At 71.5% G+C, this 25,848-nt stretch carries 27 protein-coding genes; 10 read left to right on the forward strand and 17 right to left on the reverse strand.

The annotated features are described in order from the left end of the window. Positions 1-11: 11 nt before the first annotated feature. Together BIV23_RS20555 and BIV23_RS50400 are read right to left on the reverse strand one after the other, a co-directional pair. Positions 12-692, reverse strand: a complete 681-nt coding sequence (locus BIV23_RS20555; RefSeq protein WP_071382372.1) for a restriction endonuclease — start codon at positions 690-692, stop codon at positions 12-14. Between the two features lie 29 nt (positions 693-721). Continuing rightward, the gene (locus tag BIV23_RS50400) at positions 722-886 is read right to left on the reverse strand and encodes a hypothetical protein (RefSeq protein ID WP_177239975.1); all 165 of its coding nucleotides are present in this window, start codon (positions 884-886) and stop codon (positions 722-724) included. 722 nt (positions 887-1,608) lie between these two features. Here BIV23_RS50400 and BIV23_RS20565 point away from each other — a divergent pair. Continuing rightward, complete coding sequence (locus BIV23_RS20565; RefSeq protein ID WP_071382373.1) at positions 1,609-2,319, forward strand: alpha/beta hydrolase; 711 nt, start codon at positions 1,609-1,611, stop codon at positions 2,317-2,319. Positions 2,320-2,939: 620 nt separating this feature from the next. Here the strand turns inward: BIV23_RS20565 and BIV23_RS20570 are convergent. The 3 genes from BIV23_RS20570 to BIV23_RS20580 form a co-directional block, all read right to left on the reverse strand. Next, positions 2,940-3,476: a transglycosylase SLT domain-containing protein gene (locus tag BIV23_RS20570; RefSeq protein WP_071382374.1), complete on the reverse strand. Its 537-nt coding sequence runs from the start codon at positions 3,474-3,476 to the stop codon at positions 2,940-2,942. Positions 3,477-3,793: 317 nt separating this feature from the next. Beyond that, on the reverse strand, positions 3,794-4,840 hold the full coding sequence (locus tag BIV23_RS20575; protein ID WP_079173263.1) for a GNAT family N-acetyltransferase: 1,047 nt from the start codon (positions 4,838-4,840) through the stop codon (positions 3,794-3,796). Between the two features lie 172 nt (positions 4,841-5,012). Further along, positions 5,013-5,642 (reverse strand): ALF repeat-containing protein, encoded by a 630-nt coding sequence (locus BIV23_RS20580; protein ID WP_071382375.1) that lies wholly within the window; start codon positions 5,640-5,642, stop codon positions 5,013-5,015. Between the two features lie 228 nt (positions 5,643-5,870). Here BIV23_RS20580 and BIV23_RS20585 point away from each other — a divergent pair, with 228 nt between their 5' ends. Continuing rightward, positions 5,871-6,875 (forward strand): zinc-binding alcohol dehydrogenase family protein, encoded by a 1,005-nt coding sequence (locus BIV23_RS20585; RefSeq protein ID WP_071382376.1) that lies wholly within the window; start codon positions 5,871-5,873, stop codon positions 6,873-6,875. 100 nt (positions 6,876-6,975) lie between these two features. Here BIV23_RS20585 and BIV23_RS20590 read toward each other — a convergent pair whose 3' ends face one another. The 3 genes from BIV23_RS20590 to BIV23_RS20600 all read right to left on the reverse strand — a co-directional run bounded on the left by BIV23_RS20590 (position 6,976) and on the right by BIV23_RS20600 (position 9,036). Beyond that, on the reverse strand, positions 6,976-7,704 hold the full coding sequence (locus BIV23_RS20590; protein WP_071382377.1) for an SDR family oxidoreductase: 729 nt from the start codon (positions 7,702-7,704) through the stop codon (positions 6,976-6,978). A 108-nt stretch (positions 7,705-7,812) separates the two neighbouring features. Then, positions 7,813-8,481 (reverse strand): nitroreductase, encoded by a 669-nt coding sequence (locus tag BIV23_RS20595; protein ID WP_071382378.1) that lies wholly within the window; start codon positions 8,479-8,481, stop codon positions 7,813-7,815. A 189-nt stretch (positions 8,482-8,670) separates the two neighbouring features. Beyond that, positions 8,671-9,036 carry a MarR family winged helix-turn-helix transcriptional regulator gene (locus BIV23_RS20600; protein WP_245790586.1) on the reverse strand — a complete coding sequence of 122 codons (366 nt, stop codon included), beginning with the start codon at positions 9,034-9,036 and terminating at the stop codon, positions 8,671-8,673. Positions 9,037-9,426: 390 nt separating this feature from the next. Between BIV23_RS20600 and BIV23_RS20605 the strand changes: the two genes are divergently transcribed. From BIV23_RS20605 to BIV23_RS20625, 5 genes are all read left to right on the forward strand, one after another. Next, positions 9,427-9,879, forward strand: a complete 453-nt coding sequence (locus tag BIV23_RS20605) for a GntR family transcriptional regulator (RefSeq protein ID WP_071382380.1) — start codon at positions 9,427-9,429, stop codon at positions 9,877-9,879. Further along, complete coding sequence (locus BIV23_RS20610) at positions 9,876-10,787, forward strand: ATP-binding cassette domain-containing protein (RefSeq protein ID WP_071382381.1); 912 nt, start codon at positions 9,876-9,878, stop codon at positions 10,785-10,787. The genes BIV23_RS20605 and BIV23_RS20610 overlap by 4 nt, the downstream gene beginning before the upstream one ends. Further along, positions 10,784-11,740 (forward strand): transporter, encoded by a 957-nt coding sequence (locus BIV23_RS20615; RefSeq protein WP_071382382.1) that lies wholly within the window; start codon positions 10,784-10,786, stop codon positions 11,738-11,740. Before BIV23_RS20610 ends, BIV23_RS20615 begins: the two co-directional genes overlap by 4 nt. An 80-nt stretch (positions 11,741-11,820) precedes the next feature. Further along, entirely contained in the window at positions 11,821-12,624 is an 804-nt protein-coding gene (locus BIV23_RS20620; RefSeq protein ID WP_071382383.1) for a class I SAM-dependent DNA methyltransferase, read from the forward strand. 18 nt (positions 12,625-12,642) lie between these two features. After that, positions 12,643-13,830, forward strand: a complete 1,188-nt coding sequence (locus BIV23_RS20625; protein WP_079173264.1) for an acyltransferase family protein — start codon at positions 12,643-12,645, stop codon at positions 13,828-13,830. A 431-nt stretch (positions 13,831-14,261) separates the two neighbouring features. Here the strand turns inward: BIV23_RS20625 and BIV23_RS20635 are convergent, their stop codons facing one another. Continuing rightward, positions 14,262-15,239 carry an SDR family NAD(P)-dependent oxidoreductase gene (locus BIV23_RS20635; protein ID WP_071382386.1) on the reverse strand — a complete coding sequence of 326 codons (978 nt, stop codon included), beginning with the start codon at positions 15,237-15,239 and terminating at the stop codon, positions 14,262-14,264. An 87-nt stretch (positions 15,240-15,326) separates the two neighbouring features. Next, complete coding sequence (locus BIV23_RS20640) at positions 15,327-16,661, reverse strand: cytochrome P450 (protein ID WP_071382387.1); 1,335 nt, start codon at positions 16,659-16,661, stop codon at positions 15,327-15,329. A gap of 141 nt (positions 16,662-16,802) precedes the next feature. Here BIV23_RS20640 and BIV23_RS20645 point away from each other — a divergent pair, with 141 nt between their 5' ends. Further along, on the forward strand, positions 16,803-17,363 hold the full coding sequence (locus tag BIV23_RS20645; protein ID WP_079173265.1) for a winged helix-turn-helix transcriptional regulator: 561 nt from the start codon (positions 16,803-16,805) through the stop codon (positions 17,361-17,363). Here the strand turns inward: BIV23_RS20645 and BIV23_RS20650 are convergent. Both BIV23_RS20650 and BIV23_RS20655 read right to left on the reverse strand, forming a co-directional pair. Continuing rightward, positions 17,342-18,418: an LLM class flavin-dependent oxidoreductase gene (locus BIV23_RS20650; RefSeq protein ID WP_071382388.1), complete on the reverse strand. Its 1,077-nt coding sequence runs from the start codon at positions 18,416-18,418 to the stop codon at positions 17,342-17,344. The genes BIV23_RS20645 and BIV23_RS20650 overlap by 22 nt on opposite strands. Beyond that, complete coding sequence (locus BIV23_RS20655) at positions 18,418-18,924, reverse strand: SRPBCC family protein (RefSeq protein WP_071382389.1); 507 nt, start codon at positions 18,922-18,924, stop codon at positions 18,418-18,420. The genes BIV23_RS20650 and BIV23_RS20655 overlap by 1 nt, the downstream gene beginning before the upstream one ends. A 304-nt stretch (positions 18,925-19,228) precedes the next feature. Here BIV23_RS20655 and BIV23_RS20660 point away from each other — a divergent pair, with 304 nt between their 5' ends. Beyond that, complete coding sequence (locus BIV23_RS20660; protein WP_245790592.1) at positions 19,229-20,332, forward strand: carboxylate-amine ligase; 1,104 nt, start codon at positions 19,229-19,231, stop codon at positions 20,330-20,332. A gap of 49 nt (positions 20,333-20,381) precedes the next feature. Here BIV23_RS20660 and BIV23_RS20665 read toward each other — a convergent pair whose 3' ends face one another. The 3 genes from BIV23_RS20665 to BIV23_RS20675 form a co-directional block, all read right to left on the reverse strand. Then, positions 20,382-21,398: a DMT family transporter gene (locus tag BIV23_RS20665; protein WP_281250164.1), complete on the reverse strand. Its 1,017-nt coding sequence runs from the start codon at positions 21,396-21,398 to the stop codon at positions 20,382-20,384. Then, on the reverse strand, positions 21,395-22,003 hold the full coding sequence (locus BIV23_RS20670; RefSeq protein WP_071382391.1) for a TetR/AcrR family transcriptional regulator: 609 nt from the start codon (positions 22,001-22,003) through the stop codon (positions 21,395-21,397). The genes BIV23_RS20665 and BIV23_RS20670 overlap by 4 nt, the downstream gene beginning before the upstream one ends. Positions 22,004-22,075: 72 nt before the next feature. Further along, complete coding sequence (locus BIV23_RS20675; RefSeq protein ID WP_071382392.1) at positions 22,076-22,444, reverse strand: VOC family protein; 369 nt, start codon at positions 22,442-22,444, stop codon at positions 22,076-22,078. A 1,020-nt stretch (positions 22,445-23,464) separates the two neighbouring features. Between BIV23_RS20675 and BIV23_RS20680 the strand changes: the two genes are divergently transcribed. After that, positions 23,465-23,992: an LLM class flavin-dependent oxidoreductase gene (locus BIV23_RS20680; protein ID WP_079173267.1), complete on the forward strand. Its 528-nt coding sequence runs from the start codon at positions 23,465-23,467 to the stop codon at positions 23,990-23,992. Positions 23,993-24,033: 41 nt separating this feature from the next. On the opposite strand, the gene BIV23_RS20685 is transcribed toward BIV23_RS20680, so the two are convergent. Both BIV23_RS20685 and BIV23_RS20690 read right to left on the reverse strand, forming a co-directional pair. After that, on the reverse strand, positions 24,034-24,582 hold the full coding sequence (locus BIV23_RS20685; RefSeq protein WP_071382393.1) for a CGNR zinc finger domain-containing protein: 549 nt from the start codon (positions 24,580-24,582) through the stop codon (positions 24,034-24,036). A 69-nt stretch (positions 24,583-24,651) separates the two neighbouring features. Beyond that, positions 24,652-25,839: a vWA domain-containing protein gene (locus tag BIV23_RS20690; protein ID WP_071382394.1), complete on the reverse strand. Its 1,188-nt coding sequence runs from the start codon at positions 25,837-25,839 to the stop codon at positions 24,652-24,654. Between the last annotated feature and the right edge of the window lie 9 nt (positions 25,840-25,848).

Consider the following 25,848-nt stretch of genomic DNA (forward strand, 5'->3'; position numbering starts at 1 on the left):
GCGGAGCTGCCTCAGGAAAGGCCGGACGGGCCGTGTGGCGGCGGGACCGCCCGGAGCAACTCCCACAGGGGACGTGAGCCGGACGCCCAGGCGCCGAGGGTGTGGCGGTCGACGACGTGCAGCCGCTGCTGTCGGGCGAAGGCCACGGCGGGCGCGGTCACCCGGCCGTTCGTGACGATCACCGCGACGTCGGCGCCGTGGACCTGGCGGGCGGTGCCGTTGAGGACCTGGAGGTCCGGTGTGCCGACCGCGGAGCCGGTCAGGCCGTTGCGCCGGTGCTTGCACTGGATCACCCAGCGCCGCCCGTAGGGGTCGGTGGCCTTCACGTCCGCGCCGAGGTCCCCGCGGCCGCCGACGCGGAGGGCGTCCCGGCAGCCGTCACGGCGCATCAGGTCCCGTACCGCGTCCTCGAACCGGGTGTGATGCAGGGCGTCCAGCTCGGGCAGCCCGTACCGCAGGCCCTCCGCACGAACCGCTTCCCACCGTGCTCCCTGCCGCCGCTGGTGGAACCAGCCCCCGCCTACCAGCGCCGCGAGCACGGCGCCGACGGCCAGAATCCACCAGTGCGCCAGCAGCCAGTGGACGACGGCCACCACCAGGGCGATGCCCACGACCGCGGCCAGGAGGAGACCGATCAGGCGGTCGTCCGCGCGTCGGCGCCGCCTGGCGGGCCTCCGGTTACGCCGCCGCACCGGCGTCCGCCCCTTGCGTGTGCGGGGGCTCACCGGCCGGCCTGCGTGACACCGCTCGGGGCGACCAGCACACCCAGCGCCAGGACGATGACGGCCGTCGGCCTCCCGTCGGAACGACTGCGGGCCTCGGTACGCCGCCGCAGCCTGAAAGAGGCGTTGACCGCGGGCAGCACCGCCACGTCCATGGTCAGCAACCGTCCAGACCTCCCCCGACGACCGGCCATCACCCCACAGGGAACGCGCTGCGCCACCCTGGCCTTCATGTGTAGCGGCGCCTCGGCGGTACGGGAGGCGGATCGCCGACGAATGGCACAAACCAATCGGACCTGGCCGAATACCGCACCACAGGTCAGCCGCCGGCGCAGCACACCGCGCCCTTCTGCCTGTTCGGGCACCTCATGCTGCCCGCCCGTACCTGGCATCGGCCGGCCCCAGCGGTAGTCCAGGAGGAGTTGACCATTTCACGCGGCGGAGGAGGGCCCGTCCCGCGATCGCGAGAACGCCAGAGCTGTCGGGACCGACAACGGCCGCAGCCCTGTCCGCAAGCCCCCACCCGCGCCACTCTCGCCAGGACAGCCTGCTCGGTCTCCAGGCACGGTCGGTGACGTCGCCGTCCTCCAGGTGCTCCGCCGGGCCGAGGAGACCGGTATCCATACGGACCGCGCGTGGGCACGGTGGCGGGCGGCCGTATTCCCGGTGGAGCAGGGGCACCGCCCGTGTGTACCGGCGGCCGGCCGGGATAGATTGTCGGCGATGGCACCCGACGCTGGGCGGGCGCGCGACAGGCCGCCCGTCCCGGGCCCGGGCAACGCGAACACTGCGGGCCGCGCCCGAGCCGTGGGCAGGCCACCACCGGGTACGCGAGCGCCGGGGCCGCCGCATCCGCGACCCGCCGGACCGAGAGGGAGCGCCCAGCATGCACCAGGACGTGACCCCGTCTCCTCCCGAGCCCGGCGCCGCCCTCGTACCACGCCTGGTCCCGGCCCGGCCACGGGCCGCGGTGCTCCTGCTGCACGGCGGGTGCGAGACCAGCCTTCGTCCCTCGCGCCCTTGGCACCCCGCGGCCCTGCGCATGACGCCCTTCCAGCGGGCCATCGCGCTCGCACGGCCGCACGGCGACATGCTGATCGCCCAGGTGCGCTACCGCGTACGCGGCTGGAACGGCGGCCGCGCCGACCCGGTGGCGGACGCCGACGAGGCGCTGCGCCACCTCGCCGCGCTGGCCGGCCCGGTGCCCACTGTCCTCATCGGACACTCCATGGGGGCGAGGGCCGCGCTGCATGCCGCGGGCCATCCTCAGGTGTGTGCGGTGCTCGGTCTGGCGCCCTGGTGGCCGAAGGGAGAGCCGGTGCACCAGTTGAGCGGCCGTCATGTGGTCGCCCTGCACGGCGATCGGGACCGGGTCACCTCCCTCGGTGACTCGGCCGACTGCGTGCGCCGGGCCCGGAGCACGGCGGCCGGCGCGGCGATGGCCGTCATCCGGGGCGGTGATCACGCGATGCTCCGCCGCGTCCGGTTCTGGCACCGCACCGCCGCACACGTCGTCGCGCACCTCGTCGACCCCGACGGCTGTCCGGACCCCCTGCCCGCGGAGTGCTACGGCACAGGGAGGTATCCGCTGCTCTGACCGGTGGTACGCGCCGTGCGCCGCCACGGTCGACCGCAAACGTGTCCGGGGGTTCCGCTCCGACGCCTGCGCCCGTCGCGGGGCCGCAGACCGGCCCGAGCCGCTAGGAGGTCGCGGACGCGACGGCACGTCCTCGTGCGCCCAGGCGGACTGGCGTTCGGCCGTGTCGGTGTGCTCCACCTGGGCCCGGCTGAGCACCTCGCCGACCGTGGCGTCGCCGATCAGCTGCTCCAGAGCGATCACCGCGGCCGCGGCGTGTCCGCACGCTCCGGGCGTCGCGGCTCCGGCGTCCGCTCCCTGGCGGGGACGGTCCCGACCGTCGGGTCGGAACGGGCAACGCGGGGGCGGAGTCGATGCCTGACCGGTCACCAGCGCTCGGCTCCGGCAAGGGGATGACTCGCCCGGCGGGAACCCTCTCGTCGTCCCGTGTGCTTCCGTGCGCCGGATGGGGCGCGACACGGGCGGTGCCTTCGGGGGCCGACAACGGCAGGTTCGAGCGCTGAGAGGCTGAAGTGCCCTTGCTCGCGCCGGTCCTGGCCCCGCGGCGGATGTGTTCCCGCGCGCACTGCGTCGGTTCCTGTGAAGCTTCGGTGCGCCGTCGGTGTCGTCCGACTCCGGGCTCAGTACGCGGAGTTGACGTTGTCGATGGAGCCGTAGCGGTGGGCGGCGTAGTTGGCGGCCGCGGTGATGTTGGCGACCGGGTCCGTGACGCTCTTGGCGGTGCCGGAGACGTGGTAGGCGTTGAAGGTGGGGTCGATGACCTGGAGCAGGCCCTTGGAGGGGGTGCCCTTCTGCGCGTTCACGTCCCAGTTGTTCTGGGCGCTGGGGTTGCCGCCGGACTCGCGCATGATGTTGCGCTTGAGGCCGTCGTAGCTGCCCGGGATGCCCTTGGCCTTCATGATCTGGAGGGACTGCTTGATCCAGCCGTCGAGGTTGTTGCCGTAGCCGGTCTTCTGCTGGGAGGCGGCACGGGTGTCACTCGCCGAGACCTTCTTGGAGACCGTGACCGCGTGGGAGGCGGGCGCCTGCGTCGCTTCGGCGGCCTGCGCGGTCGTCGGCATCAGGGTCAGGGCGGCGGCCGCGGCGCCGGTGGTGGTGATGCCGGTGAGGGCGAGGGTGCGCAGGCGGGCGATGCGGGTGCGAGCGGTCATGGTCATGCGAAAGAAACCCTTCGTGGGGGACAAGGTCGGTGCAGGCCGCCTCTGACGGCTGCGGGGGGGCTGGGCCCCGTGTTGCGGGAGGCGTGACAGTCCGGCGGGAATCCGCTCGGTCCGTCGCTTGGCCCCGGCAACGACAGCAATGGTTAGCGGCGGACCCGGCCGAGCGCAATGATGTGACGTACTACGCAACATCGGAGCAATGTCGGAAATGATGGCTTATGACGGATTTATTCCCTGCTCAGGCCATTCCGGTCCTACGATGCCGCATAGGATGTGATCTGGCTCCTATGGGTGGGGTCACCCCCACAGGCCCCTCAGAGGCGTGACCGGCGGCCTGGCCGAGGGCATTTCCACGACCCTCGCCGTGGTCGGGTGACGAACCAGGAGCGGGTACGGCCGACGACTTGGCTCCCCTGGCCCCGGGGCTTGATGAGCGGCACGTCGCGTGAGAACGGACGGAACCCGACGCCGTAGTACAGCCCGCGTGCTGCGGGATGCCCTGGCGCTCCCGGACAGGCGACCGTCATGTGACCGGCCCCGGCCGCCCGTGCCAGGTGCATCCCGCGCAGCAGCATCGCGCGGCCCAGCCCGAGCCGCCGGTAGTCCGGATGCGTGCCGACCGGCTCGAATTCGCCGGTCCGGTTCGCCTCGTCGAGCCACATGACCGTCGATGCGGCCATCGTCCCGTCCGGCGCCTCCACCAGGACGTGCAGATCACCGCGGTACGGCCGTGTCCGCCGGACCCCCTCGTAGGCCTCGGCCGTGTACGTCGGCGGAGCCCAGGCGTCCACATGAGCCCGGACCGCGGCTCGCGGCCCGGCCTCGTCGGCCGTGCGGAACCGGAAGCCGTCCGGCAGCACCGGATGCTCCGGGACATCGAGGTCCCGCCCGTTGAGCTGAGTCCAGGAGCCGGTCTCGCCGAGCGAGTCCGGGTCGATGTCATAGCCGTGTGCCGCCCATCGCTCCAGGGCGAACTCATCGGCACCGGACACTACGACGGTGCGCTCGATGCCGGCCGCCACGGCGTCGTACCAGTCGATCACCTCGTCCACCAGCTCGCTGTGGTCGGGATGGACCTGATACACCAGACAGGCACTGGTGACGTCCGCCACCGACCCGTCGCTCCGCCTCGCCCGGTGCGGCAGACGGACCCAGCCCCACGCGACCGGATCGGCAGCGGAGAACCACAGTCGGCGTAGCCAGCTCTCGCCGGCGTGTGCGTGCCCCTTGCCCCAGTTCCAGGCCGGCTCTCCGTACGACGCGTCGCTGTCGACCAGGTCGGGACGGACGGCGGTGACCCGCAGCGCCAGGCGCTGCATGAGCTGTACGTCCGCAGCCGTCAGAAGCACGGAGTCATCCATGGTGCGCCACTGTGCCAGGGCTCGGCGACGCCATCGACCTATTTCCCAGGGTTCGATGATCACAGCGGCCGACGGCGCAACTCTCCCCCGGCACACCGCGCTTCTCCCGGCGGGACCAGCAGGGACGGCGGCATCCGCGTGCGGCGTCCGCGTGCGCCGTCCTCGCCAGGACTCAGGAGCCGACCTCGTACCGGCCGTGCTCCAGGAAGTACCGCAACGCCTCCGGCGTGCCGTCGTCGAGGGCCCGCTCCGCGGCCGCGCGGAGTGCCGCGCCGGTGGCCGGACCGGCGAGGATCCGGAAGACGGCCACGCGGTCGTCCTCCGCCCGGGCCAGCCGGTAGCCGGTCTCCAAGAAGGCGCGCAGGGCGGCCGGTGAGCCGTCGTCGAGGGCCTTGGTGGCCTCCCTGACGACCGCCTTGTCGTTGTTCTGGCGAGCCACGGCGAGGATCCGGAAGACGGCCACGCGGTCGTCCTCCGCCTGGGCCGCCGAACGGCCGGTCTTCAGGAAGGTCCGCTGGTCCTCGATGGTGCCGTCCATGGCCTTCTGCGCGGCGGCGTACACCGCCTTGCCGGTGCTCGGGTCGGCGATGACGCGCATGATCGCGATCCGCACCTCGTCGTCGGACATCTCGTCCACCGGCGTGGTCGAGCCGCCCGCGTCGGACGTGGCCGCCACGGAGGTGGTCGAGGCGCCCGCCGGGCCGGGCGCGGACGTGGGGGCGGCGGACGCGGGGGCGGCGATCAGGAGCGCCGGAGCCAGAGCGGTGGCCGCGACGGCCAGGGCAGCGCGGGTCAGTCTCACGGGTGGACCTTCCTTGTGAGCGTCGAGAACACGGACTTCGCCGGTGATCATCGTGGGGAAGGCTCCGGAATCCATTGCCCGAACCAGGAAGTCTTTACGGTGCCTTGGCTGCCGGTGCGACGAGCTTCGTCACTCACCGGGCACGGCCTCCCGGGGCGGTACCGCGCGTCGGCCGTCGTGTCGGCCCACACTGGAGGGGCAGGCGTGACAGGACAGGGGGCACAGCCGATGCGTGCGTGGGTGGTGGACCGGCCGGGGCCTGTCGAAGAGGGGCCGTTGCGGCTCGTGGAGCGGCCCGTGCCGGAGCCGGGATCCGGCGAGCTGCTCGTGCGGGTGCGGGCGTGCGGTGTGTGCCGAACCGATCTGCACGTCACCGAGGGTGACCTGCCGGTGCGCCGGCCCGGGGTGACGCCCGGCCACGAGGTGGTCGGCGTGGTCGACGGCGTCGGTGCGGGTGTGAGCGGGTGGGCGGCCGGCGACCGTGTGGGCGCGGCGTGGCTGCGCCGGACGGACGGCACGTGCCGTTACTGCCTGCGCGGGGACGAGAATCTGTGCCCCGGCTCCGAGTACACCGGCTGGGACGCCGACGGCGGCTACGCCGAGTACACCACCGTCCCGGCCGCCTTCGCCTACAGGTTGCCTGCGGACGTCGACGATGTCGCACTCGCGCCGTTGCTGTGCGCGGGCATCATCGGCTACCGGGCGTTGCTGCGGACATCACTGCCGCCGGGCGGGCGCCTCGGGCTGTACGGATTCGGCGGCAGCGCCCATCTGTGCGCGCAGGTGGCCCTGGCGCAGGGAGCGACGGTCCATGTCCTGACCCGCGACGAGGCCTCGAGACGGCTCGCCCTCGACCTGGGCTGTGCGTCGGCCCGCGGGGCGCACGACCAGCCGCCGGAGCCGCTGGACGGGGCGATCCTGTTCGCACCGGCCGGTGAGCTCGTGCCGGTGGCACTGCGCGCACTGGACCGGGGAGGGGTCCTGGCGGTCGCGGGTATCCATCTCAGCGATGTCCCGGTACTGCGCTACGAAAGCGAGCTGTTCTACGAGAAGGAACTGCGCAGCGTCACCTCGAACACCCGGGACAACGGCCGGGACTTCCTGGCGCTCGCGGCCCGGTACGGCGTCCGGGCCACCACACATCCCTACCCTCTCTCCGAGGCGCCGCGGGCACTGAGCGATCTGAAGGCGGGCCGGTTCGACGGGGCGGCCGTACTGCTGAACGACCTGTGAGTCCCGGCACGGGAACCGGTCAGGGAAGCCGGGCCGACAGCGCGGCTCCGGCCGGCCCCCGTCGCGTGGAGCCAGGCGGCTCACTCAGCCGGTCAGGATGTCAGGACAGCCACTCGGCGTAGCTGGTGGGGGCGAGGCGGGCGTTCTTGTCCGTGAGGACGTCGCCCTTGACGGCGGCGAACATGCCGGCGGTGGGGTCGGTGACGACGGTACGGCTGTCGCCCTTGTGGGACAGGGTGATCCGGCCCAGTTCGTCCAGGGGGTAGATCTCGGGGCCGGCGATGTTCCGGATGCCGTTCAGCGGGGCGCCGGCGGCGACCTCCGCCACCGCGGCGGCCACGTCCTTGGAGGCGATGGGCTGGATGGGCGTGGCGGGCAGCCGGACGGTGTCGGCGTCGGCGGTCCAGGACAGGACCGCGTCCATGAAGTCCATGAACTGCGTGGCCCGCACGATCGAGTAGGGCACCGGTCCGGCCGCGAGGATCTTCTCCTGGAGCGCCTTGGCCCGGTAGTAGTCCAGCTCCGGCACCTGGTCCACGCCGACGATCGAGAGGACGACGAAGTGGCCGACACCGCCCTTCTGGGCCGCGGCCAGAAGGTTGTCCATCGAGGTCTGGAAGAAGGCCAGGGAGGCCTCGTCGAAGGTCGGGGAGTTCGTCAGGTTGACGACGACGTCGGCTCCCGCCACCGCCTCGTCCAGCCCCTGACCGCTGATGATGTCGACTCCGGTGGACTTCGAGTGCGGTACCGCCTCGTGTCCGGCCGCGTTCAGGTCCCTGACGACCTGCGACCCGATCAGTCCGGTACCGCCGATGACCGCGATCTTCATGACATACCTTTCGTCTCGATTACATGCGCAATATGGCATACGGGCGGCTATGTGGACGCCGCATGAATCAGCCTGTTGTGGCTGCTGACCGACCGCGGAAGTGCCGTGTCAGAGACCGTCGACGAACGTGACCGTCTCGCCGAGCGGCGCCCGGCCCGTGCGGTCGCCGAGGACCTTGACGTCCTCGTATCCGATCGCCATGCCGCAGAAGAGGAGGAGGTTCTCCGGCGGCGACAACACGTCCGCGACGGTCCTGCGGTACTCCGACCACGCCATCTGCGCGCAACTGTGCAGCCCTTCAGCGCGGAGCAGCAGCATGACGGTCTGCAGGAACATGCCGACGTCGGACCATTGGGCCGGGCCCAGGTCGCGGTCGATGTAGCAGAACAGAGCGGCGGGCGCTCCGAAGCAGTTCCAGTTCTCGGTGGCGGCCCTCCGGCGCGCCTCCCAGTCGTCGCGGGCTATACCGAGTGCGCCGTAGCGCACCTTGCCGAAGTCGGATCGGCGCTCGCGGTACGGGGACTTCAGGTCGGGTGGGTACATCTCGTACTCCCGCTCGTCCCAGGGGTCGCCCGCCGCCAGCCGCTCGCCGGCGCGCTTCTTGATCTCGGCCAGCGGTCCGCCGGTCACCACGTAGGCCTGCCATGGCTGGATGTTCGATCCCGACGGCGCCCAGGCCGCGGCGGACAGGACCCGCTCCAGCGTTTCCCTCGGCACGGGCCGGTCGGTGAACGCGCGCACCGCCCGCCGACTCGCGACGGCCTCATAGACGTCCATGATCGCCCGCCTCCCTCTGTTCAACGGGACCACCTTCGTCACACTCAAGATAGTATCACTCGATACTGTATCTCGCTCAACTATTTTGGCGCATGGATCAGCCCTCGGCGGGGTTCTCCGTGGAGTGATATGAGTGGTGTGACGAGAAGAGGCGCGTCAGTACGACCGGAAACCGGCGCGCAGGCGCGCTTACGCCTCGTCGTCCGCGGGATGCGCGAGCCGGGTCAGCAGCTCCGTCAGCTGCTCGGACTCGCCGGCACCCAGTTCGGTGACCAGACGCCCGGCCAGCGGCTCCGCGGCCACATGAGCCGCGTCGAAGAGTTCGATCCCCTCAGGGGTGATCTCCACCGCTCGCGCCCGCCGGTCCCCGGGAACGGCCTTGCGTACGGCCAGACCCTTGCGCTCCAGGTCGTCCACGACCCGCATGATTCCCGCCTTGTCCGACCCGGTCGCCACCGCCAGGTCCCGCTGCACCGTGGGCCCGCGGTTGACCAGCACGATCAGCACGGCGAAATGCCGCAGCTCGACGCCGAGCGGTCGGAGCGCTTCCCCCATCAACGCGGCCGCACGCCAGTGGGCTCGGCGCAGCAACAGCCCCAGAGCGAAGGGCGACCGGTCTCCGGGACGGTCGGTCGCGCGCGAGACAGCGGGTTGACGAGGAGCGTCGGCGGCCATAAGGGGCACATTACCAGCCATCTGCTCATTCGATACGGTATCGCTTGAAACCAAATGGGCGTCCGCGTCGCCGTCAGCCGGCGGGACGCGGGACCCACAGACGGGCCCGCTCCCCCTCACCAGGTTCAGGCCTTCACTCGCGACGGACGGCACCTCAGGGCGCGACCCCGCCCCGCCGAAGCACGGCTCCGCGTTTGACATCGCCGTCAGACATCCACCATGCTTCCATTAATTCATTAGCACAAGCATGATGGAGCCGAGGAAGGCGACGTGATCGACTACCGGATCGACCGCGGCAGCGGCGTACCGGCCTATGTGCAGATCGTCGAGCAGACCGAACGGGCGCTCCGGATGGGCATCTTGAAGGTCGGGGACAAATTGCCCACGGCCAAGCAGGTGGTGGCGGCGACCGCCATCAACCCCAACACCGTGCTCCGGGCCTACCGCGACATGGAGCAGGCCGGCCTGGTCGAACTGCGCCGGGGCCTCGGAACCTTCGTGACACGCTCGCTCGCCCGGCCCGCCGCGGAGGACGACGCGCCGCTGCGCCGGGAGCTCACCGACTGGGTGGCCCGCGCGCGAACGGCGGGGCTGGAGCGGGCTGATGTCCTCGCCCTGGTCACCACGGCTCTGGACACCTACGACAACGAGCACGTGCACGAGCAGGACAGCCGTACCCCGGGCGACCGGGAACCGAACAAGAAGAAGGAGGAAGACGTATGACCGGGCCTGACGCGCCGGATGCGCTGCGCGCCACGGGACTCGGATTCCGGTACCGGAGGCGGGGCGGCTGGGCCCTGCGGGACTGCGAGTTCACCGTGCCCGGCGGTCGTGTCACCGCCCTCGTCGGACGCAACGGCGCCGGCAAGACCACGTTGCTGCACCTGGCCGGCGGCCTGCTGCGGCCCGGCTCCGGGGAACTGCGCGCACTGGACGCCGTGCCCGGCACGTCCGAGGCCCGTGCCCGGGTGGCTCTGCTCGCGCAGGACAAGCCGCTCTATCCCCGTTTCACCGTGGCGGACACCCTGTTGATGGGCGAGAAGCTGAACTTCTCGTGGGACCGGACGACTGCCGAGCGGACCGTACGCGAGGGCGGCGTCCCGCTCCACGCCCGCGTCGGCGAGCTGTCCCCCGGGCGCCGCACTCGCGTCGCGCTCGCTCTGGCCCTGGGCAAGCGGCCCGAACTCCTGTTGCTCGACGAGCCGTTGGCCGACCTGGATCCCGTGGCACGGGGCGACATCATGGCGGGGCTGATGGCCGAGGCCGCCGAGCGCGGCACGAGCATCGTGCTGTCCTCGCACGTCCTGCCCGAGATCGAGGAGACCTGCGACTGGGTGCTGGTGCTGCGCGACGGCCGCGTCGAGCTGAGCGAGGACGCCTACACGGTGCGCGAGAGCCACGCCGTGCTGACCGGACACGCCGACCAGGCAGACGCCTTGGCCACCGAACACACCGTCGTTCAGCGCCGTACCGCCGGCCGACAGCTGACCGCGCTGATACGGCGGCACGGGCCGTTGCACGGCGCCTGGCACGTCGAGCGACCCAGGCTGGAGGACATCCTGATCGGCTACCTCCAGGACGTCGAACCGAGGCATCCCGCCCCGGCCGAGCGGACGGAGGCGGCGGCGTGAAGGGCTCCCTCTGGCTCGCGTGGCGCCAGCAGCGTGTGTCGGCCGGCATCGGCGCGGCCGCCCTGGTCGTCGCGGTGGCGGTCGCCGTGTACTTCCGCTCGGGCATGCTGGACGCCCTGCACAGCGGGCTGTTCGACCACTGCGCCACCGGGCCGCTGTACTGCACACGGTCCGACACCGGCCTGCCCCTGCTGCTGGACGTCGAGCCGCTGAAGTACCTCGGTGTGCTGAACATCGCCCTGCCCGTCGTCATCGGCGTCTTCTGGGGTGCCCCGCTGCTGGGCCGCGACCGGGAACTTGGCACGCACCGCCTGGTCCTCGCCCAGGGCGTGAGCCGCGGTCAGTGGTTCGCCTCCCGGTTCGCCCTGGCCGCGGCGACCACGATCGCCCTCTCCGGCCTGCTCGCCGGCGTGTTCTCCTGGTGGTGGCGGCCGGCCGCCGACCGGAGCTACGGCCTGTTCTGGTACGACAACACCGCCCTGAGCGGCTCGGGCCCCCGCGTCGTCGCGGCCGCCCTGTTCGGCCTGGCGGCCGGCACGCTGCTGGGCCTGCTGGCCCGCCGGGTCCTGGCGGCGATGGGCCTGACCCTGCTGGCGACGGGGGTGACGACTCTCCTGCTGGAGTGGACACACCGGGCCCGTCTGCTGGTCCCGCCGCACACCTACGTCAGCGCCGGCAGCGTCCCCAAAGCGCCGATGGGCGAGAAGTGGTCGACCGGAACCTACGGCCTGATCACCGCTTCCGGCCGCCACGACGACGTGCTGAAATGCGCCTTCCCGTCAGGCACCCAGCTCAAGGAGTGCATGGCGGCGCACGGGTACGTCGCCCGCTTCTACAAGGCCAACCCGGCCGGTGACTACTGGGCCTTCCAGTGGACCGACACCGCCGTCCTCGGCGGGCTCGCCGTCGTACTCACCGTCGTCACGGTGCTGCTTCTGCGCCGCCGCGTCTGACCAGTTCATCTCGTTTCGTTCACCGCTTCACCTCCTCCCCCGCTCACCGGGATCTCTCTTCGTACGGAGGTCGCTTCGCCATGCCCGCCGACGCCAAGTCGCCGAAGAAACTGCGCGGCAACCGCGCCACCCTCACCCACAAGACCGGTTACGCCCTGCGCCACCCCGGCCTCGTCGTCCCGTACCTGCGCCGGGCCGGCCGGGACGCCTGGCTGCGCCTCATGCACCCCGACCACGTCGGCTACTACCGGGCCGTGATGGCCTCCGACACCCGCCGCAGCCCGGAGGCCGCGGTCGGCAGCCAGACCCACGACAGCTGGCTGGCGCTCGGGCAGATGCAGTTCGACTACCTCGTCGAACACGGACTGCGCCCCGGACACCGGATGCTCGACATCGGCTGCGGCAACCTGCGCGGCGGCTGGCGCTTCATCAGCCACCTCGACACCGGCGACTACTACGGCATCGACATCTCGCCCGACATCCTGACGGCCGCGAAGAAGACGCTCACCGAGCGCCGGCTCCAGGAGAAGCTGCCGCACCTGACCATCACCGGCGACCTCACCCTGGACTTCCTGCCCAGCGACCACTTCGACGTGGTCCACGCGCACAGCGTCTTCTCCCACTCGCCGTTGGAGGTCATCGAGCAGTGCCTCGCGCACGTCGGACGTGTGCTGACGGAAACCGGGTTCTTCGACTTCACCTTCGACCGCACCGAGGGCTCCGAACACCAGGTGCTGCACGAGGACTTCTCCTACCGCACCGAGACCCTCCTGGCCCTGGCACGGCGGCACGGTCTGCACGCGCGGTTCATGGAGGACTGGGAGAAGCGCCCGCACGGCCAGTCGAAGATACGTGTCAGCCGCTCGCCCCTGCCCACCGCCTGAGACGGCCCTGGTTGCGACATGGCATCCGACACGCCTTCCCCCGGACCGTGGGGCGGGCAGACCCGCCTCGCCGCGATAGACGGACTCCGTCTGGTGGCAGCGGTGATGGTGGCCGCATACCACTTCCTCGGGACGCCCACCCCGCACTTCTGGGGACGGACCGAGCTGCGCGATTTCGCCCCGTTCCTGCACGAGATCAGCCGCTACGGCTGGCTGGGCGTCGAGTTCTTCTTCGCCATCAGCGGATTCGTCATCTGCATGAGCTGCTGGGGGCGGACTCCCGCACAGTTCACCGTCTCCCGTATCGCGCGGCTCTTCCCGGCCTACTGGTGCGCCGTGCTCCTGGTCGTCGTGCTCGTCCTGGCCGCACGCGTGGGCCACTGGCCTGCCGCCACCCGCATCGACGCGCGTACGGTCCTGGGAAACCTGACGATGGTTCCTGGACCACTGGGCCTCGACCTGGTCGACGGCGTCAGCTGGACGCTCTGGGTGGAGACCCGTTTCTACCTGCTGATGGCCCTGCTGCTCGTCCTCGGGCTGACCTACCGGCGGGTGGTGGCCTTCTGCGGAGCCTGGCTCCTGGCCGGCGTCATCAGCCTCGAACTCCACGCTCCGCTGCTCGACGAACTCGTACTCCCCCGGTACACCGGCCTCTTCGTCGCCGGAATCGTGCTCCACCTCATGCACAGGTTCGGACAGAACCTGCTGCTGTGGCTGCTGCTGGGTTTCGCCTGGTCCTACGAACTCACCGTGCTCGCACTCCGGGTGGCCGATCACGCCGCCACTCCCCCCGGCGAGCATCGGCCCTCCTGGACCGTGTGCGCGATCGTGCTCACGACCTGTCTCGGCCTGCTGGCACTGGCCGGTGCCGGACCGCTGACGGGGCTGCGCCGACGCTGGCTGGTCACCGCCGGGAGCCTCACCTACCCCTTCTATCTCGTCCACCAGAGCATCGGAATTCCCCTGGCCAAGGGCTTGATCCGGGCATGTCCGGGGCTGGGGGTGCTGCCGTCGACGGCGGTGTCCGTCCTCTGCATGCTGGGGCTGTCCCTGCTCATCCACACAACGGCGGAGCGCCGGCTCGGACGTCTTCTGCGGCATCGCCTGACGCTCGACATCCGGCGGCAGGACCTCGCCGTGCCCCCGGATCTCGCACACTCGTCGCCGCCGCGGCCGCGGCGCCCGTCGTCCTCACCGCCGCACTGACTCCGGCACTTCCAGCACGACGGGGAACCGGGACCTGTCGCTCCGGGCCCGGTGGCCGTGGGGCGCTCCAGCAGTCGGTGCGCGCGCAGGGCCTCGTCGAACAGGTGCTTCTTGTCGCCGAAGTAGACGTAGATCAGCCGCTTGTTCGCCCGTGCCCGAGTACCTTCACCGACGGAACGGAAACCCCGGGCGCTCGTGTGGCGACCTGCTTGGACGCTGAACTTCCGCCCGGATCAGGTCAGTTGCTGGGCCATGCCGGCGTCATGGCCCTGCCGGAACTCACCCGCGCACCGGACGGCCGGGAAACCCGGTTCGCCGTCAACCGCCCCGGGGACTTCGCCCTCGCCGTAGGCCTCCGCCCCGGCCCCGCGGCGGCGGACGGCGCCCGGATCGTCTCGGTGAGTTCCCTCGGCCACCTCTTCTCGGGGAAGTTACCGGGAGTTCTCGGCGGGGAACGCGTTGACGCCCGTCAGCTCCGCCGAGAGCTCCCACAGCCGAGCCGCCTGCTCCGGGTCGATCGCCCAGTCCTTGACGCCGAGGCGCTCGTCGTCGCCCTCCCGTGCGAGTTCGGCGATGTCGCAGTCCTCCAGGTAGACGCCGCCGATCCCGTCCAGCTGCGGCGAGGTCGCCGCCCACACCTGGGTGGCGGCACCCTGCGGCGGGGTCTTGAAGCCCTCGGGGTTGAGCACGTTGCCGTCCTCGTCGATCCAGCCGCGCTCGATCATCTCCTCCTTGGGCAGATGCCGCTGGAGCGGGGTGATGATGCCGCCGGGGTGCAGGGCGAAGGCACGGACGCCGGCATCGCGGCCGAGCCTGTCGAGCTGGACGGCGAACAGGACGTTGGCGGTCTTGGCCTGGCCGTAGGCCTCCCACTTGTCGTAGCCCTGCCGCCAGTGGATGTCGTCCCAGCGGATGCCGGAGAAGTGGTGGCCACGGGAGGAGACGGAGACGATCCGGGCGCCGCCGGGTGCGATCGCGGGCCACAGACGGTTGACGAGGGCGAAGTGACCGAGGTGGTTGGTGGCGAACTGGGCCTCCCAGCCGGGGCCCACCCGGGTCTCCGGGCACGCCATGATCCCGGCGCTGTCGATCACCATGTCGATGGTCCGCCCGGAGGCGAGGAACCGCTCCGCGAAGGCGCGCACGCTCTCCAGGTCGCCGAGGTCCAGCTCGTCCAGTTCGACGCCGGAGATGCCGGCCAGCGCCTGTTCGGCCGTGGCCGGACGGCGGGCGGGCACGATCACCCGGGCGCCCGCCGCGGCGAGCGCCCGGGTGGTCTCCAGGCCGATCCCCGAGTAGCCGCCGGTGACGAGGGCGAGCTTGCCCGTCAGATCGATGCCCCGCAGGACGTCGTCGGCGGTGCTGGTGGCGCCGAAACCGGATCCGATCTTGTGCTGTGCAGTGCTCATGTCCCGAACGCTACGAATTCGAGTGCGCTCGAAGTCAAGTGGCGCTCTGCGTGCCTCTTGGGAAACCGTCGGCGTGCCGGGCGCGCTTCAGGCGAGCAGTGGTGGTCGCAGGGTGGCGGGGGTGGGACCGTCCGGGCGGACCGTGATGCCGTACGCGGCCTTCTCGGGCGTGGAGCTGAAGACCGGCGTGTGGTGCGGCAGCAGGTGTTCGAGCAGGACTGTCGATTCGCGGAGCGCGAACTGCATGCCGAGGCAGGCGCGGGGGCCGAGACCGAAGGGGTAGTACGCGCCGGGCCGGGTCGGGCGGGCGTCCGGGGTGCTGAAGCGCTGCGGATCGAAGCGGTCGGGATCCGACCACAGTCGGGGATCACGGTGGGTGAGGTACGGACAGACCAGGATGTCCGTCCCCGCGTCGACCGCGTATCCGGCGAGGGTGTCGTCCTCGGTGGCGTGGCGGGGCATGATCCAGGCGGACGGGTAGAACCGGAGCGTCTCATGGACGAGAGCCTGGACGGCCTCGCGACGTCGTCCCGATCCTTCACGGCCCGCCGCGAGCGCTTCCGCGCGGGCAGCGGGATGCGCGTCGAGCAGCAGGTAGAGCCAGGTCAGGGTGGTCGCCGTGGTTTCGTGCCCGGCCACGAGCAGCGTGACCAGTTCGTCGCGGATCAGCCGGTCCGTGTATGCGGGGCGCTCGGTCGCGGCGTCGATCAGGACGTGCAGCAGGCCGGGTCCGTCCGGCCCGGTCGATCCGCCGCGCACGGCTTCGACGGCGCTCCGGGCGACCGCGTCGATCCGGGCGAGATCGGCGGCAACGGTGTCCTGGGCGTGGCGGACGTCGGCGGGCAGCGTCGGCAGCGCGGCTGCCACGGAAGCCACGGCGGCCAGCTCATGCTCGGTCGTGTCGTCGAGAGGATGCCCGGTGAGCGAGCGCCAGATGGTGTCCAGGGCGAAGCGCCGCATCTCCTGCCCGACGTCGAAGGGCTGCCCGGTACGGGCGTACGCGGCCCAGCGCCCGGCGGTGGTCAGGGCGGCCTCGGTGATCCGTCGCTCGTAGCGTCGCATCCCGGTGGCGGTGAACTGGCTCTGCAGCAACCGGCGTTGCTGCTTCCAGGCCGTACCGGTCGCGGAGAGGACCCCGTCGCCGATGAGCAGTCGGGCGCGGTGCGAACGTTTGACGTACCGCTCCGGGTGCCTGGCGAGTACGTGCTGGACCGCCTCCGGGTCGGTGACGAGCACGGTGGGGGCCGGTCCCAGACGGAACGCGGCGACGCCTCCGAACTGCTCGCGCACCTGGGACAGCAGTTCCACCAGTTCGCCGCCCTCCGCACGCCACCGCTCCACCAGTGCGGGATCGGCTTCGGGTACCGGGCACCGCGCTCCGGAAACGCGCGGAAGGGAACCGGATGCGGCTTTGATGTCCATGCTTCTTCTCCCGGTCTTCTGGTCTCCTGCTCGGCTCGGCTCGCCGAGGCACCAGACGTAGTGTGAGGTGCCTTCCCACGATCTCCACGATCTACCTTCGCCGGCTGCTGAGTCTCACGAGAAGACTCGTACCATCGCCGTATGAGACGCACGTCGTTCGCGAACTGGCCGTGCTCGGTGGCCAGGACCATGGATCTGCTGGGCGACTGGTGGACTCCCCTGGTGCTGAGGGAGGCCTTCTACGGGATCCGCCGGTTCGACGCGTTCCAGCAGGAGCTGGGCATCGCCCGGAACACGCTGGCGGAGCGGCTGCGCAGGCTGGTGGAGGCGGGCCTGCTGGAGAAGCAGGTGTACGAGACACAGCCCGTGCGCCACGAGTACGTGCTGACCGAGTCCGGTCGTGATTTCTACGGTGTCATCCTCGCCATGACGCGTTGGGGCGACCGGTGGCTCGCGGACGCGGAGGGGCCACCGGTGATCACCCGGCACGAGACCTGTGGCCACGACGCCCACGGCGAGGTGGTGTGCTCGCACTGCAAGGAGCCCCTTGCCTGGGAGGACGTCACCGCACGGCCCGGCCCCGGCTATCCCGCGCGACTCCTCGACCGGCCGGCCGTACAACGGCGCTTCCGGTTGGACGAGGCAGGGGAAGGCACGCCGCCGGATCCCGACGCCGGGGGTCAGCCGCTCCGCGACGACTGAGGGTTCGCGTCGACCTCGCGGACCAGTTCGATCGCCCTGGCGAGGGTGTCAAGACGGTCGCCCAGGGTCTCTCCGGCCGGATAGAGACGTACGGTGGTGACGCCCGCGTCGTGCCAGACCCGTAGCCGCTCGCTGACCATGTCCTCCGTGCCGATGAGCGTCGTGCCGAGCACCATCTCGTCGGTCACGAGACCGACCGCGCCGTCCCGGTCACCGGCCTGCCAGCGTTCGCGCACCTCGGCGGCGACGTCGGCCCAACCCTGTCGGCTGTAGGCGTTGTTGTAGAAGTTGGTGGACGCCGAACCCATGCCGCCCAGGCTGAAGGCGAGCTCCTTCTTGCGTCGGGCGATCATGTGGCCGAGTGCGTCCGCGTCCGGTGCGAAGGCGACTTCGGCGCCCTGGCAGACGTCCAGGTCCGCTCGGGTACGACCGCTGCGGTCCAACCCCTCGTCGAGATGGGCGAAGTAGGCGTCGGCCGCACCTTCGGGTACGAAGCTGGTGCCGAGCCAGCCGTCGGCCACCTCGCCGGTCAGGCGGAGCATGGCCGGGGACAGTGACGCCAGGTAGACGGGGACGTCGTGCTCCGCGCGCATCGACAGTCGCATCGGGACGGCCTCGCTGCCGGGCAGCGGAATCGTGAACTCCGCGCCGGAATAGGAGAGTCGGCCGCCGTCGAGGACCCGTTTCACGATCTCCACGGTTTCACGCATGCGCCTGAGCGGCCGGGCGAAGGGCACTCCGTGCAGTCCCTCGATCACCTGGGGGCCGGATGCGCCGAGGCCGAGCAGGAAGCGCCCGCCCGACAGGTTGGAGAGGGTGACTGCGGTCTGCGCGACGGCCGCCGGTGTCCGGGTGCCCAGTTGCATGACACCGGAGCCCAGGAGCAGCCGGTCGGTGCGTGCCGCGTAGTAGCCGAGGGCCGAGGGCGCGTCGGAGCCCCACGCCTCGGCGACCCAGCAGATGTCCAGACCCAGTTTCTCGGCCTCGACGACGAAGTCCGTGTGGCCGGACCAGGATTCCCCGCCCGAGGCCTCGATGGTGGTGGCCGTCCGCATCACGCCTCCGCCCGCTGCTTGATCTGCGCCAGCGTGTGAGTCATGGCGCGCTCGAACTCGCGCATCCGCACGAAGACGATCTTCTGTTCCTTCTCCGGCATCCGGTCGATCGCCGCGGACAGTCCGGAACGCCCGGGGCCCAGCTGCATCCACTGCGAGAGTTCCGTCCCGCCGTCCCTGGGCCGAAGCCGGAAGCGCCAGACCGCGGAGGGGCGGGCCGGATCCTCCACCGCCCAGGCGAGGACGGACCGCGCTTCGCACTCGATGACGTGGGACGTCGTCTCCCACGCGCCGAACGCCTCGTGCTCGCTGCGGCCGACGAACCGGGCCCCCACCGCGGGACCGGCGGCCCCGTCGAGCCATTCCACGGACCGGAGCTCCTCACTCATGCCCGGCATCAGCTCGATGTCGCTGACCACGGCCCACACCATGTCGGGTGGGGCATCGATCCACACGCGTACCTCGGTCGTGGGTGTGTCCGCGTAACACGCGCCTGTCCATTCCAAGACAGCCCGCCTCCTCGTCGATCGTCCGACCCTGACCTCCAGAGTTGCTTTATGAGACTTACATGTCAAGGAACTCGGGTCCGTGGAGGACCTCGGGCCGCTCCCGTGTCCCGCCGTCACACAACCGGGGCTCTTCGGCCATCTGCCGCTTCGTTCGCGGCGGTTTCCCCCTGTCGGTGAGAGCCTGCCGGTCGGCCGGTGAAGGATCCCGTCTGTGGAGAGCCGAATATCCCGCAGCGAGAGATCGGCCGCCCCCGAGACCGGCAGCGGGCCGGTGGCAAGGGAGAGGGGGCCGTTGTTGACGGTGGGGGTGGAGGAGGAGTTCCTCCTCGTCGATCCGCGGACGCGGCTGCTGATGCCGGTGGCGGCGCCGGTCATCGCGACCGCCGAGGCCAGGCTCGACGACCGGGTCGCCCCGGAGCTGACCCGCTACCAGGTCGAGACGCGCACGGACCCCCACCGGGACCTGGGCGCGCTCACCGAACAGCTCTACGCCCACCGGCTGCACCTGTCCCGTGCGGCCTCCGCGCACGGGGCCGGGCTGGTCTCCAGCGGCACCCCCGTCCTCTCCCCCACGGGCGCCCCGCCGTTCATGCCCGGGGACCGGTACGAACGCAGCGCGCGGGCCTTCGGCGCGCTGGACGAGGAGCAGGTGTGCTGTGCGTGTCACGTGCACGTGGGCATGGACAGCCGGGAGGAGGCCGTCCAGGTCAGCAATCATCTGCGGGCGTGGATCGCGGTACTGATCGCGGTGGCGGCGAACTCGCCGTTGTGGGGCGGGCGGGACACCGGCCACGCCAGTTGGCGCACCGTGTGCTGGGCGCGCTGGCCGGCCGCCGGACCCCCGCCGTACTTCGAGTCCGCCGATCACTACGACGACCTCGTCGCCACCCTGATCGGTACCGGTGTGGTGCTCGATGCCGGCGGGATCTACTGGGACATCAGGCCCTCCCACCACCTGCCCACCCTGGAGGTGCGGGTCGCCGACGCGGCCCTGACCGTGGACGACACCGTACTGATCGCCGCCCTGGTTCGCGCGGCCGCCGCCACCGCGCTCGCCGAAGTCCGGGCCGGCCGGCCCGCCCCACGGCCCGACCCCCACCTGCTGCGCGCGGCGTCGTGGCATTCCGCCCGCGAAGGCCTCACGGGTACGGCCCTCGACCCGGTCTCCCGCCTGCGCACGCCGTCCTCGCGTCGGATGCACAGCCTGCTGGCCTGGATCCGTCCCGCCCTTGCCCGGCACGGCGACACCGCCCTGTTCGACTCCCTGCTCTCCCGGCTCGACCTGCACGGCACCGGAGCGGTCCAGCAGCGCGCCGCCCTGCGGCAGCGGCGGCGCCCGACCGACACCGTCGACTACCTCATCGCCCACACCCTGACGGCTCCGGGCGGCGGTGGCCGCGGGTGACGTCACACGGGCACCGACGGCTGCTGACGGCCGGCCGGTCGGGCGCCGCTCACGGGCGCTCGCCGACTACGCGGCCGGCAAGCTCATCTCTCACTTCCTCGGACAAGGGTGTGCGCTCACGGCACTCGTGGTGCTCGCGGTGCGGCAGTCCGGGAATGGTGAGCACGGCGAGACAGCAGACGACCAGGGCGATGCCGATCCAGCCCGGCACGGGGATCCGTTCACCGACGACCAGGACGGCCAGCACGGCGGCGACGGCGGGCTCCAGCAGCGACAGCGTGGTCGCGGTGCTCGCCGGCACGTGCGCCAGACCCCAGCCGAACAGGACGTAGCCGAGGAACATGGGCACCAGGGACATGTAGGCGCCGACGGCCGTGTTCGACCAGGAGTCGAGGAGCGGACCGCCGGTCGCCAGCAGTACCGGCATGAGCAGCAGGCCGCCCACTCCGAACACCGCGCCCATGGCCGCGCGGGAGCCGATACCCCGGCTGATCAGGCGGTGGGCGGCCCAGGAGTAGAGAGCGTAGGTGAAACCCGCGACCAGGCCGAGCCCGACGCCGAGCACGGTCGACCCCGCGGATCGGGCGCCGGTGTGCTCGTCGGCCGCCGCGACCGCCTCTGCCGCGCACAGCAGCGCCGTGCCGGACAGGCCCAGCACCGCTGCGGCAGTCCAGCGGCGCGTGAGCCGGCGCTTGTCCACGACGCGTTCGACGAGGGCGGAGGCCAGCGGGGCCGAACCGATCGACACCACGGTTCCGGCGGCGACTCCGGCCAGATGCATGGAGTTGTAGAACGCCAGCGGATAGACGCCCACCGCCAGGGCGCCGAGCAGCACCACACCGCGGCGCTCGCGCAGCGCGAGGGCTTCCCCGGCGATACGGGGGCCGGCTATGGCAGCTTGGAGCAGGCCGCCCAGACCCATCGCGACGGCACCGATGGCGAGGGGACCGACGTCGGGGGCGAAGGTCGCGGCGGTGCCGGTGGTGCCCCACAGCACGGATGCCAGCAGCACGCACAGCGATCCCGTGCCGACCGAGCGGGCCGGACGTCCGGCGGGCCGCGTCACAGTCGGTCCAAGAGGTCGGCCGCCATGGTCCGGGCGTGCTCCAGGCGGGTGTCGGCACCCTCCAGGCCGGCCCGGGCCATCGCGCCCTCCAGCAGGAACGCGAGATGCTCCGCCACCGTGCGCGCCTGCTGGGGACGGTCGGGCAGGAGTTGTTCCAGGTGTCCGGCGATCAGGGACTCGACTTCCTCCTTGTGCCGGCGCACGACGGCGCGTCCCTCGTCCCCGGCGGGCAGTTCGGCGGCGGCGTTGAGCAGGCCGCAGCCCCGGAACCCGTGCTCGTACGCGAAGGCCGCGTGATCGGCATACGCGTCGAAGACGGCGAGCACGCTTTCGCGGGCGTCCCGGGCCTCTTCCAGCCGGCGCCGGTACAGGCCCAGCCATTCCTCGTGCCGTGCGTCGAGGTAGGCCCGCACCAGGTCGGACTTGGACGAGAAGTTGTTGTAAAGGCTCATCTTCGCGACGCCCGCCTCTGCGGTGATCGTGTCGATGCCCGTGGCGGAAACGCCGTCCGCGTAGAAGCGGCGGGCCGCGGCGGCGAGCAGCCGTTCACGCGCCGGCCGTCGTCTCTCTTCGGACCGCGCTGCGGCACCGCCGGTCTCGCCCATGACGACCCTTCCCTCCGATTAGGTAGACCAGTCTACCTAATCGGCCCGGGTGGCGTAGGCGTACGGATCAGGTCAGGTGAGGGGTTCGAGGAATTCGAGCCGGTTGCCGACCGTGTCCGTGCTGTAGAAGCGGCGATGCCCTGGGAGGGTGTCGTCCCAGACCACCGGCGCGCCGTGGGCCGCCAGCCGTTGGGCCAGGGCGTCGATGCCCTGCACCCGAAGTCCCGGGTGGGCCTTCTTGGCCGGGCGGAAGGGATCCTCGATGCCCAGATGGAGCTGGACGCAGCCGTCGGCGGTCGCGAACCACACGCCACCGCGCCTGGCCAGCACCGGTGGCTTGGGAATCTCGACCAGGCCCAGCGCATCGACGTAGAAGGACCTCAGGCGGTCCTCGCTGGAGGGCGGTGCGGCGAGCTGGACGTGGTCGAGAGCGACAAGCATGGGGAGCGGCCTCCGGTGAGAAACGTGTCGGATGTGGTTCGGGCCGACCCGGGGCGCGGGGACGGCACCCCGGGACGTACTGACTGACCAGCGTGTTCAGTTGTCGGGTACGACCTGGGCAGGCGTGCCGGCGATCAGGATCCTCACGATGGGCGGGCAGGCGCGCAGGGCGCCGGCAAGGCCGATGGGCCGGACGGTGCCCGGCAGGCCTCGCAGGTCGCCGATGCGTGCGTCGTCGGGTACGACGGGGTGCGGTTTTCTCGGACACCGTGGTCACGAGGCACCATCCCTGCCCCCCACGCGGGGAGGCAAGGGGCGCGCGCGAGTCGCCCGCCACCTACGAACACGCAGGACGACGGCACGGCACGGGGCCGCACGGGGCGAGAGCGCGGGGTCGACCTCATGGGGTGGCGGTCACCGCGAGCCGGAAGAATGCGAGGACGGCCTGCCGCGGGGCCGCGTGCGGCCCGGACTTCTGCCGGAGTCCATGTCTCGCCTCCTTCCGGCCGGGGACACCCGCGTGAGGGCGTCGTCGACGACACGGCGAGGAGCGGACCGGTCCGCGCGCGGCGGGCGGTACGCCCCAACTCGTCGGAGCTCCGGCACTTCATGGCGTCTTCCCGGTGGTCTGCGTCCGCGAAGACGCCTCACCGAGGCGCCTCTTCAAACATCCGGCAGCATAGCCAATTAATTGCGCAATCATGCAATTGATTGGCGAGATCCGACCCCGATGTTGAGCGTCGCCCGGTTGACGCACGGCACCCCGCCGGCACGCGCAGCCAGGCGCACGCGGAGCTCGACTCTGTCCCGCGGGTGACAGCGGAGCGGCGCAGGGCGCCGAGGAAGCAGGCTGCCCAGCCCGCGGCAGGAGGCCGTGGCCGACCCGCACGTGACGGGTGTGGACCAGGGCCTGGCGGTGAGCGACTCGGGCGCCTCGCCCCGCTCGACCCACTTGGTCAGCGCCGCCAGGTCGTCCACCGTGCTCTTGAGCGCGCAGCGGGCCGTGCGCCAGGAGGGAACATGTTGGCGTTCGCCCGGGCCGTCCTCGACGCGGACCGTCTCAAGGAAGCGGGAGCGGCCAGCCTCTGGGTGGGCGACCGCAACCTCGCCGCGGTGCACCCCGTCATCGGCTACGGCGGGCAGGGCACGGCCGTCCCCGAGGAACTCAACGCCGCCGCGGACCCGTTCGTCCTGCTGGGCGTCGCCGCCGGCGCCACCCGGCGGGTGCTCCTGGGCGGCCAAGTGCTCGTCGCACCGCTCTGTCCGCCCCTCCAGCCTGCTCGCTCGCTGACAACCATCGATCTGGTCAGCGGCGGGCGCCTGGTGCCCGGCTTCGGGGTCGGCTGGTCACCCGAGGAATACCAGGCGGCCGGCCTCGACTTCACCCACCGGGGCGCTCGCATGGACGAACTGCTCGACGCCCTCGAAGCGTTGTGGACGACCGATCCGGCGCACTACGAGGGCGCCCGACTGTCCGTCCCACCGCACCACTCACCGTTCAAACCGGACAGGCGGCCGCGGCCTCCGCGCCCGGAGCGAGGCGGTTGAGTGAGTGCCACCTGACGCCGCGCATCGTACCCGCGCGGAGGTCAGCTCTTCGCGCTGTGCCGGCGCGCCCGGTAGGCAGCGGCCTTGACCCTGTTTCCGCACGTCCGCATGGCACACCACTCGCGTCGGTGGCCCCGCGAGCGATCGAGGTAGACCTGGGTGCACCCGGGACGGGAGCACTCGCGCAGCAGCGCGGCCTCGTCGCCCCCGATGATCTCGACGGTCTCGCGGGCGAGGGCGGCGAGACCCTGGATCGCCGTGCCGGTACGCGTGGCGCCGTCGGGACCGATCCGCACGGTCACGGGGAGACCCGCCGCCTGGAGGTTCACCTCGGCGACCGCCTCGGTGGGCAGCGGCCGGCGCTCGATCCTGGCCGCGACCAGGGCGTGGATCGCCTCGCGCAGGTCCACGGCGACGGCGAGGTCGGCCTCGCTCGCACCCGGTGCCAGATCGAGCATCCCGGACTCCAGGAACCAGTCGTCGAGCAGTTCAGGGGTGGCGAGCTTCTCCACCGGCTCGGCGTTGCGCCGCGCACGCAGCGTGCCGACGAAGTCCAGAGGGAGCGTCCCGCAGGGAAAGGCATGATTCACGTAACCATACTGACGAGTGACGCATGGATGTGCAACGTCCCACCCGTGGCAAACCCCTGCCGAGCGGCGTCAGGTGGGAATGCGCACCGTCTCCACCCAGCTCGGGGGCTGCGGCGCGGCGGAGCCGATCAGGGCCGCGACGATACGGCAGGGCGGGTTCTCGTCGGGCCAGGGGGTGAGTCCGTCGGTGAGGACGACGACGATGCTCGGGCGCTCGCGCACCGCGAGGGCCGCCTCGATGCCGACGCGCATGTCCGTGCCGCCACCGCCGCCCAGGGTGATCTGCTCGGTGGCCGTCACCCGGGACACGGCGTGCACATCGGCGTCGCACGCGAGTACGGTCACACGATTGCCCCGTACCCCCACCTCGCGCAGTACGCCCGTGACCTCCGCGAGGGCGGCGGCGAGTTCCGCCTCGCCCGTCGAACCGGAGGTGTCGATGACGACGGCCACCCGTGGCACTGGGCGGCGCAGGCTCGGCAGGACGACACCACGCAGCGCCGGGGTGCGGCGCGAGGGGCGGCGGTAGGTGTAGTCGACGGCCCCACCGGCCCAGGCGGCGGCTTCCCGGACAGCACCCGACAGCGCCCTGCGCCAGTCCACCGTGGGCTCCAGTATCTCCTCGGCCCAGCGCTGCCAGCCCGCGGGCAGGGTGCCGCGGGTGCGCTGATGGGCGCGCATCGCCTGGGCGGTCTGCCGGCGCAGGGCCTGTGCCTCGACGTCGCCGAGCCGTGCCGGACCGGCGGACTCGGGGAGTTCCCAGGGCGCGGGACCGCCGTGGGCGCCCGATCCGCAGTCCGGCGCCCGCACCTGCGGCGGCAGCCGGTCGAGGTACACCTCGAACAACTCGCCCTCGGGTAGCCCGAATCGGCGGGGCTCCATGCATCCCGCAGGCAGGCGCAGGCCGTCGGCGAGCAGGTCGTCGTTGATCTCGCAGTCCTGCGCGACGTTGACGCGGTGCCGGTCGCGCTGGGCGGCGGCGGGAAGCCGGTCGGCCCGGCCGTGGTGGTCGCGCAGCAGGTGCGCCACCTCGTGGGCCCAGACGCCCGCGAGTTCGGGCACCGGCGTCGCGTCGACGAATGCCGGAGACACGTAGCAGCGCCAGTGCCGGTCCACCCCCATCGTCGGCACCTCAGAGCTCGCGACGACGGTCAGGGCGTACAACGCCGAGGCCAGATACGGCCGGTCGGCGGCCGCCCGATAGCGGGCGGCCAGCAGTTTGGTCATCTCCGGCGTGCTGCGGGAACGCCTCGTCATCCCCGCACG

Origin of the sequence: Streptomyces monashensis (assembly GCF_001866665.1) — a bacterium.
Lineage (GTDB): Bacteria > Actinomycetota > Actinomycetes > Streptomycetales > Streptomycetaceae > Streptomyces > Streptomyces monashensis.

Bases quoted from the DNA above. Each gene is read 5' to 3' on its own strand.
- BIV23_RS20640 (WP_071382387.1), bottom strand. From the start codon at position 16,661: ATGGACATCAAAGCCGCATCCGGTTCCCTTCCGCGCGTTTCCGGAGCG.
- BIV23_RS20565 (WP_071382373.1), top strand. From the start codon at position 1,609: ATGCACCAGGACGTGACCCCGTCTCCTCCCGAGCCCGGCGCCGCCCTC.
- BIV23_RS20585 (WP_071382376.1), top strand. From the start codon at position 5,871: ATGCGTGCGTGGGTGGTGGACCGGCCGGGGCCTGTCGAAGAGGGGCCG.
- BIV23_RS20680 (WP_079173267.1), top strand. From the start codon at position 23,465: ATGTTGGCGTTCGCCCGGGCCGTCCTCGACGCGGACCGTCTCAAGGAA.
- BIV23_RS20635 (WP_071382386.1), bottom strand. From the start codon at position 15,239: ATGAGCACTGCACAGCACAAGATCGGATCCGGTTTCGGCGCCACCAGC.
- BIV23_RS20570 (WP_071382374.1), bottom strand. From the start codon at position 3,476: ATGACCATGACCGCTCGCACCCGCATCGCCCGCCTGCGCACCCTCGCC.
- BIV23_RS20610 (WP_071382381.1), top strand. From the start codon at position 9,876: ATGACCGGGCCTGACGCGCCGGATGCGCTGCGCGCCACGGGACTCGGA.
- BIV23_RS20690 (WP_071382394.1), bottom strand. From the start codon at position 25,839: ATGACGAGGCGTTCCCGCAGCACGCCGGAGATGACCAAACTGCTGGCC.
- BIV23_RS20645 (WP_079173265.1), top strand. From the start codon at position 16,803: ATGAGACGCACGTCGTTCGCGAACTGGCCGTGCTCGGTGGCCAGGACC.
- BIV23_RS20625 (WP_079173264.1), top strand. From the start codon at position 12,643: ATGGCATCCGACACGCCTTCCCCCGGACCGTGGGGCGGGCAGACCCGC.
- BIV23_RS20675 (WP_071382392.1), bottom strand. From the start codon at position 22,444: ATGCTTGTCGCTCTCGACCACGTCCAGCTCGCCGCACCGCCCTCCAGC.
- BIV23_RS20600 (WP_245790586.1), bottom strand. From the start codon at position 9,036: ATGGGGGAAGCGCTCCGACCGCTCGGCGTCGAGCTGCGGCATTTCGCC.
- BIV23_RS20620 (WP_071382383.1), top strand. From the start codon at position 11,821: ATGCCCGCCGACGCCAAGTCGCCGAAGAAACTGCGCGGCAACCGCGCC.
- BIV23_RS20670 (WP_071382391.1), bottom strand. From the start codon at position 22,003: ATGGGCGAGACCGGCGGTGCCGCAGCGCGGTCCGAAGAGAGACGACGG.
- BIV23_RS20590 (WP_071382377.1), bottom strand. From the start codon at position 7,704: ATGAAGATCGCGGTCATCGGCGGTACCGGACTGATCGGGTCGCAGGTC.
- BIV23_RS20595 (WP_071382378.1), bottom strand. From the start codon at position 8,481: ATGGACGTCTATGAGGCCGTCGCGAGTCGGCGGGCGGTGCGCGCGTTC.
- BIV23_RS20650 (WP_071382388.1), bottom strand. From the start codon at position 18,418: ATGCGGACGGCCACCACCATCGAGGCCTCGGGCGGGGAATCCTGGTCC.
- BIV23_RS20575 (WP_079173263.1), bottom strand. From the start codon at position 4,840: ATGGATGACTCCGTGCTTCTGACGGCTGCGGACGTACAGCTCATGCAG.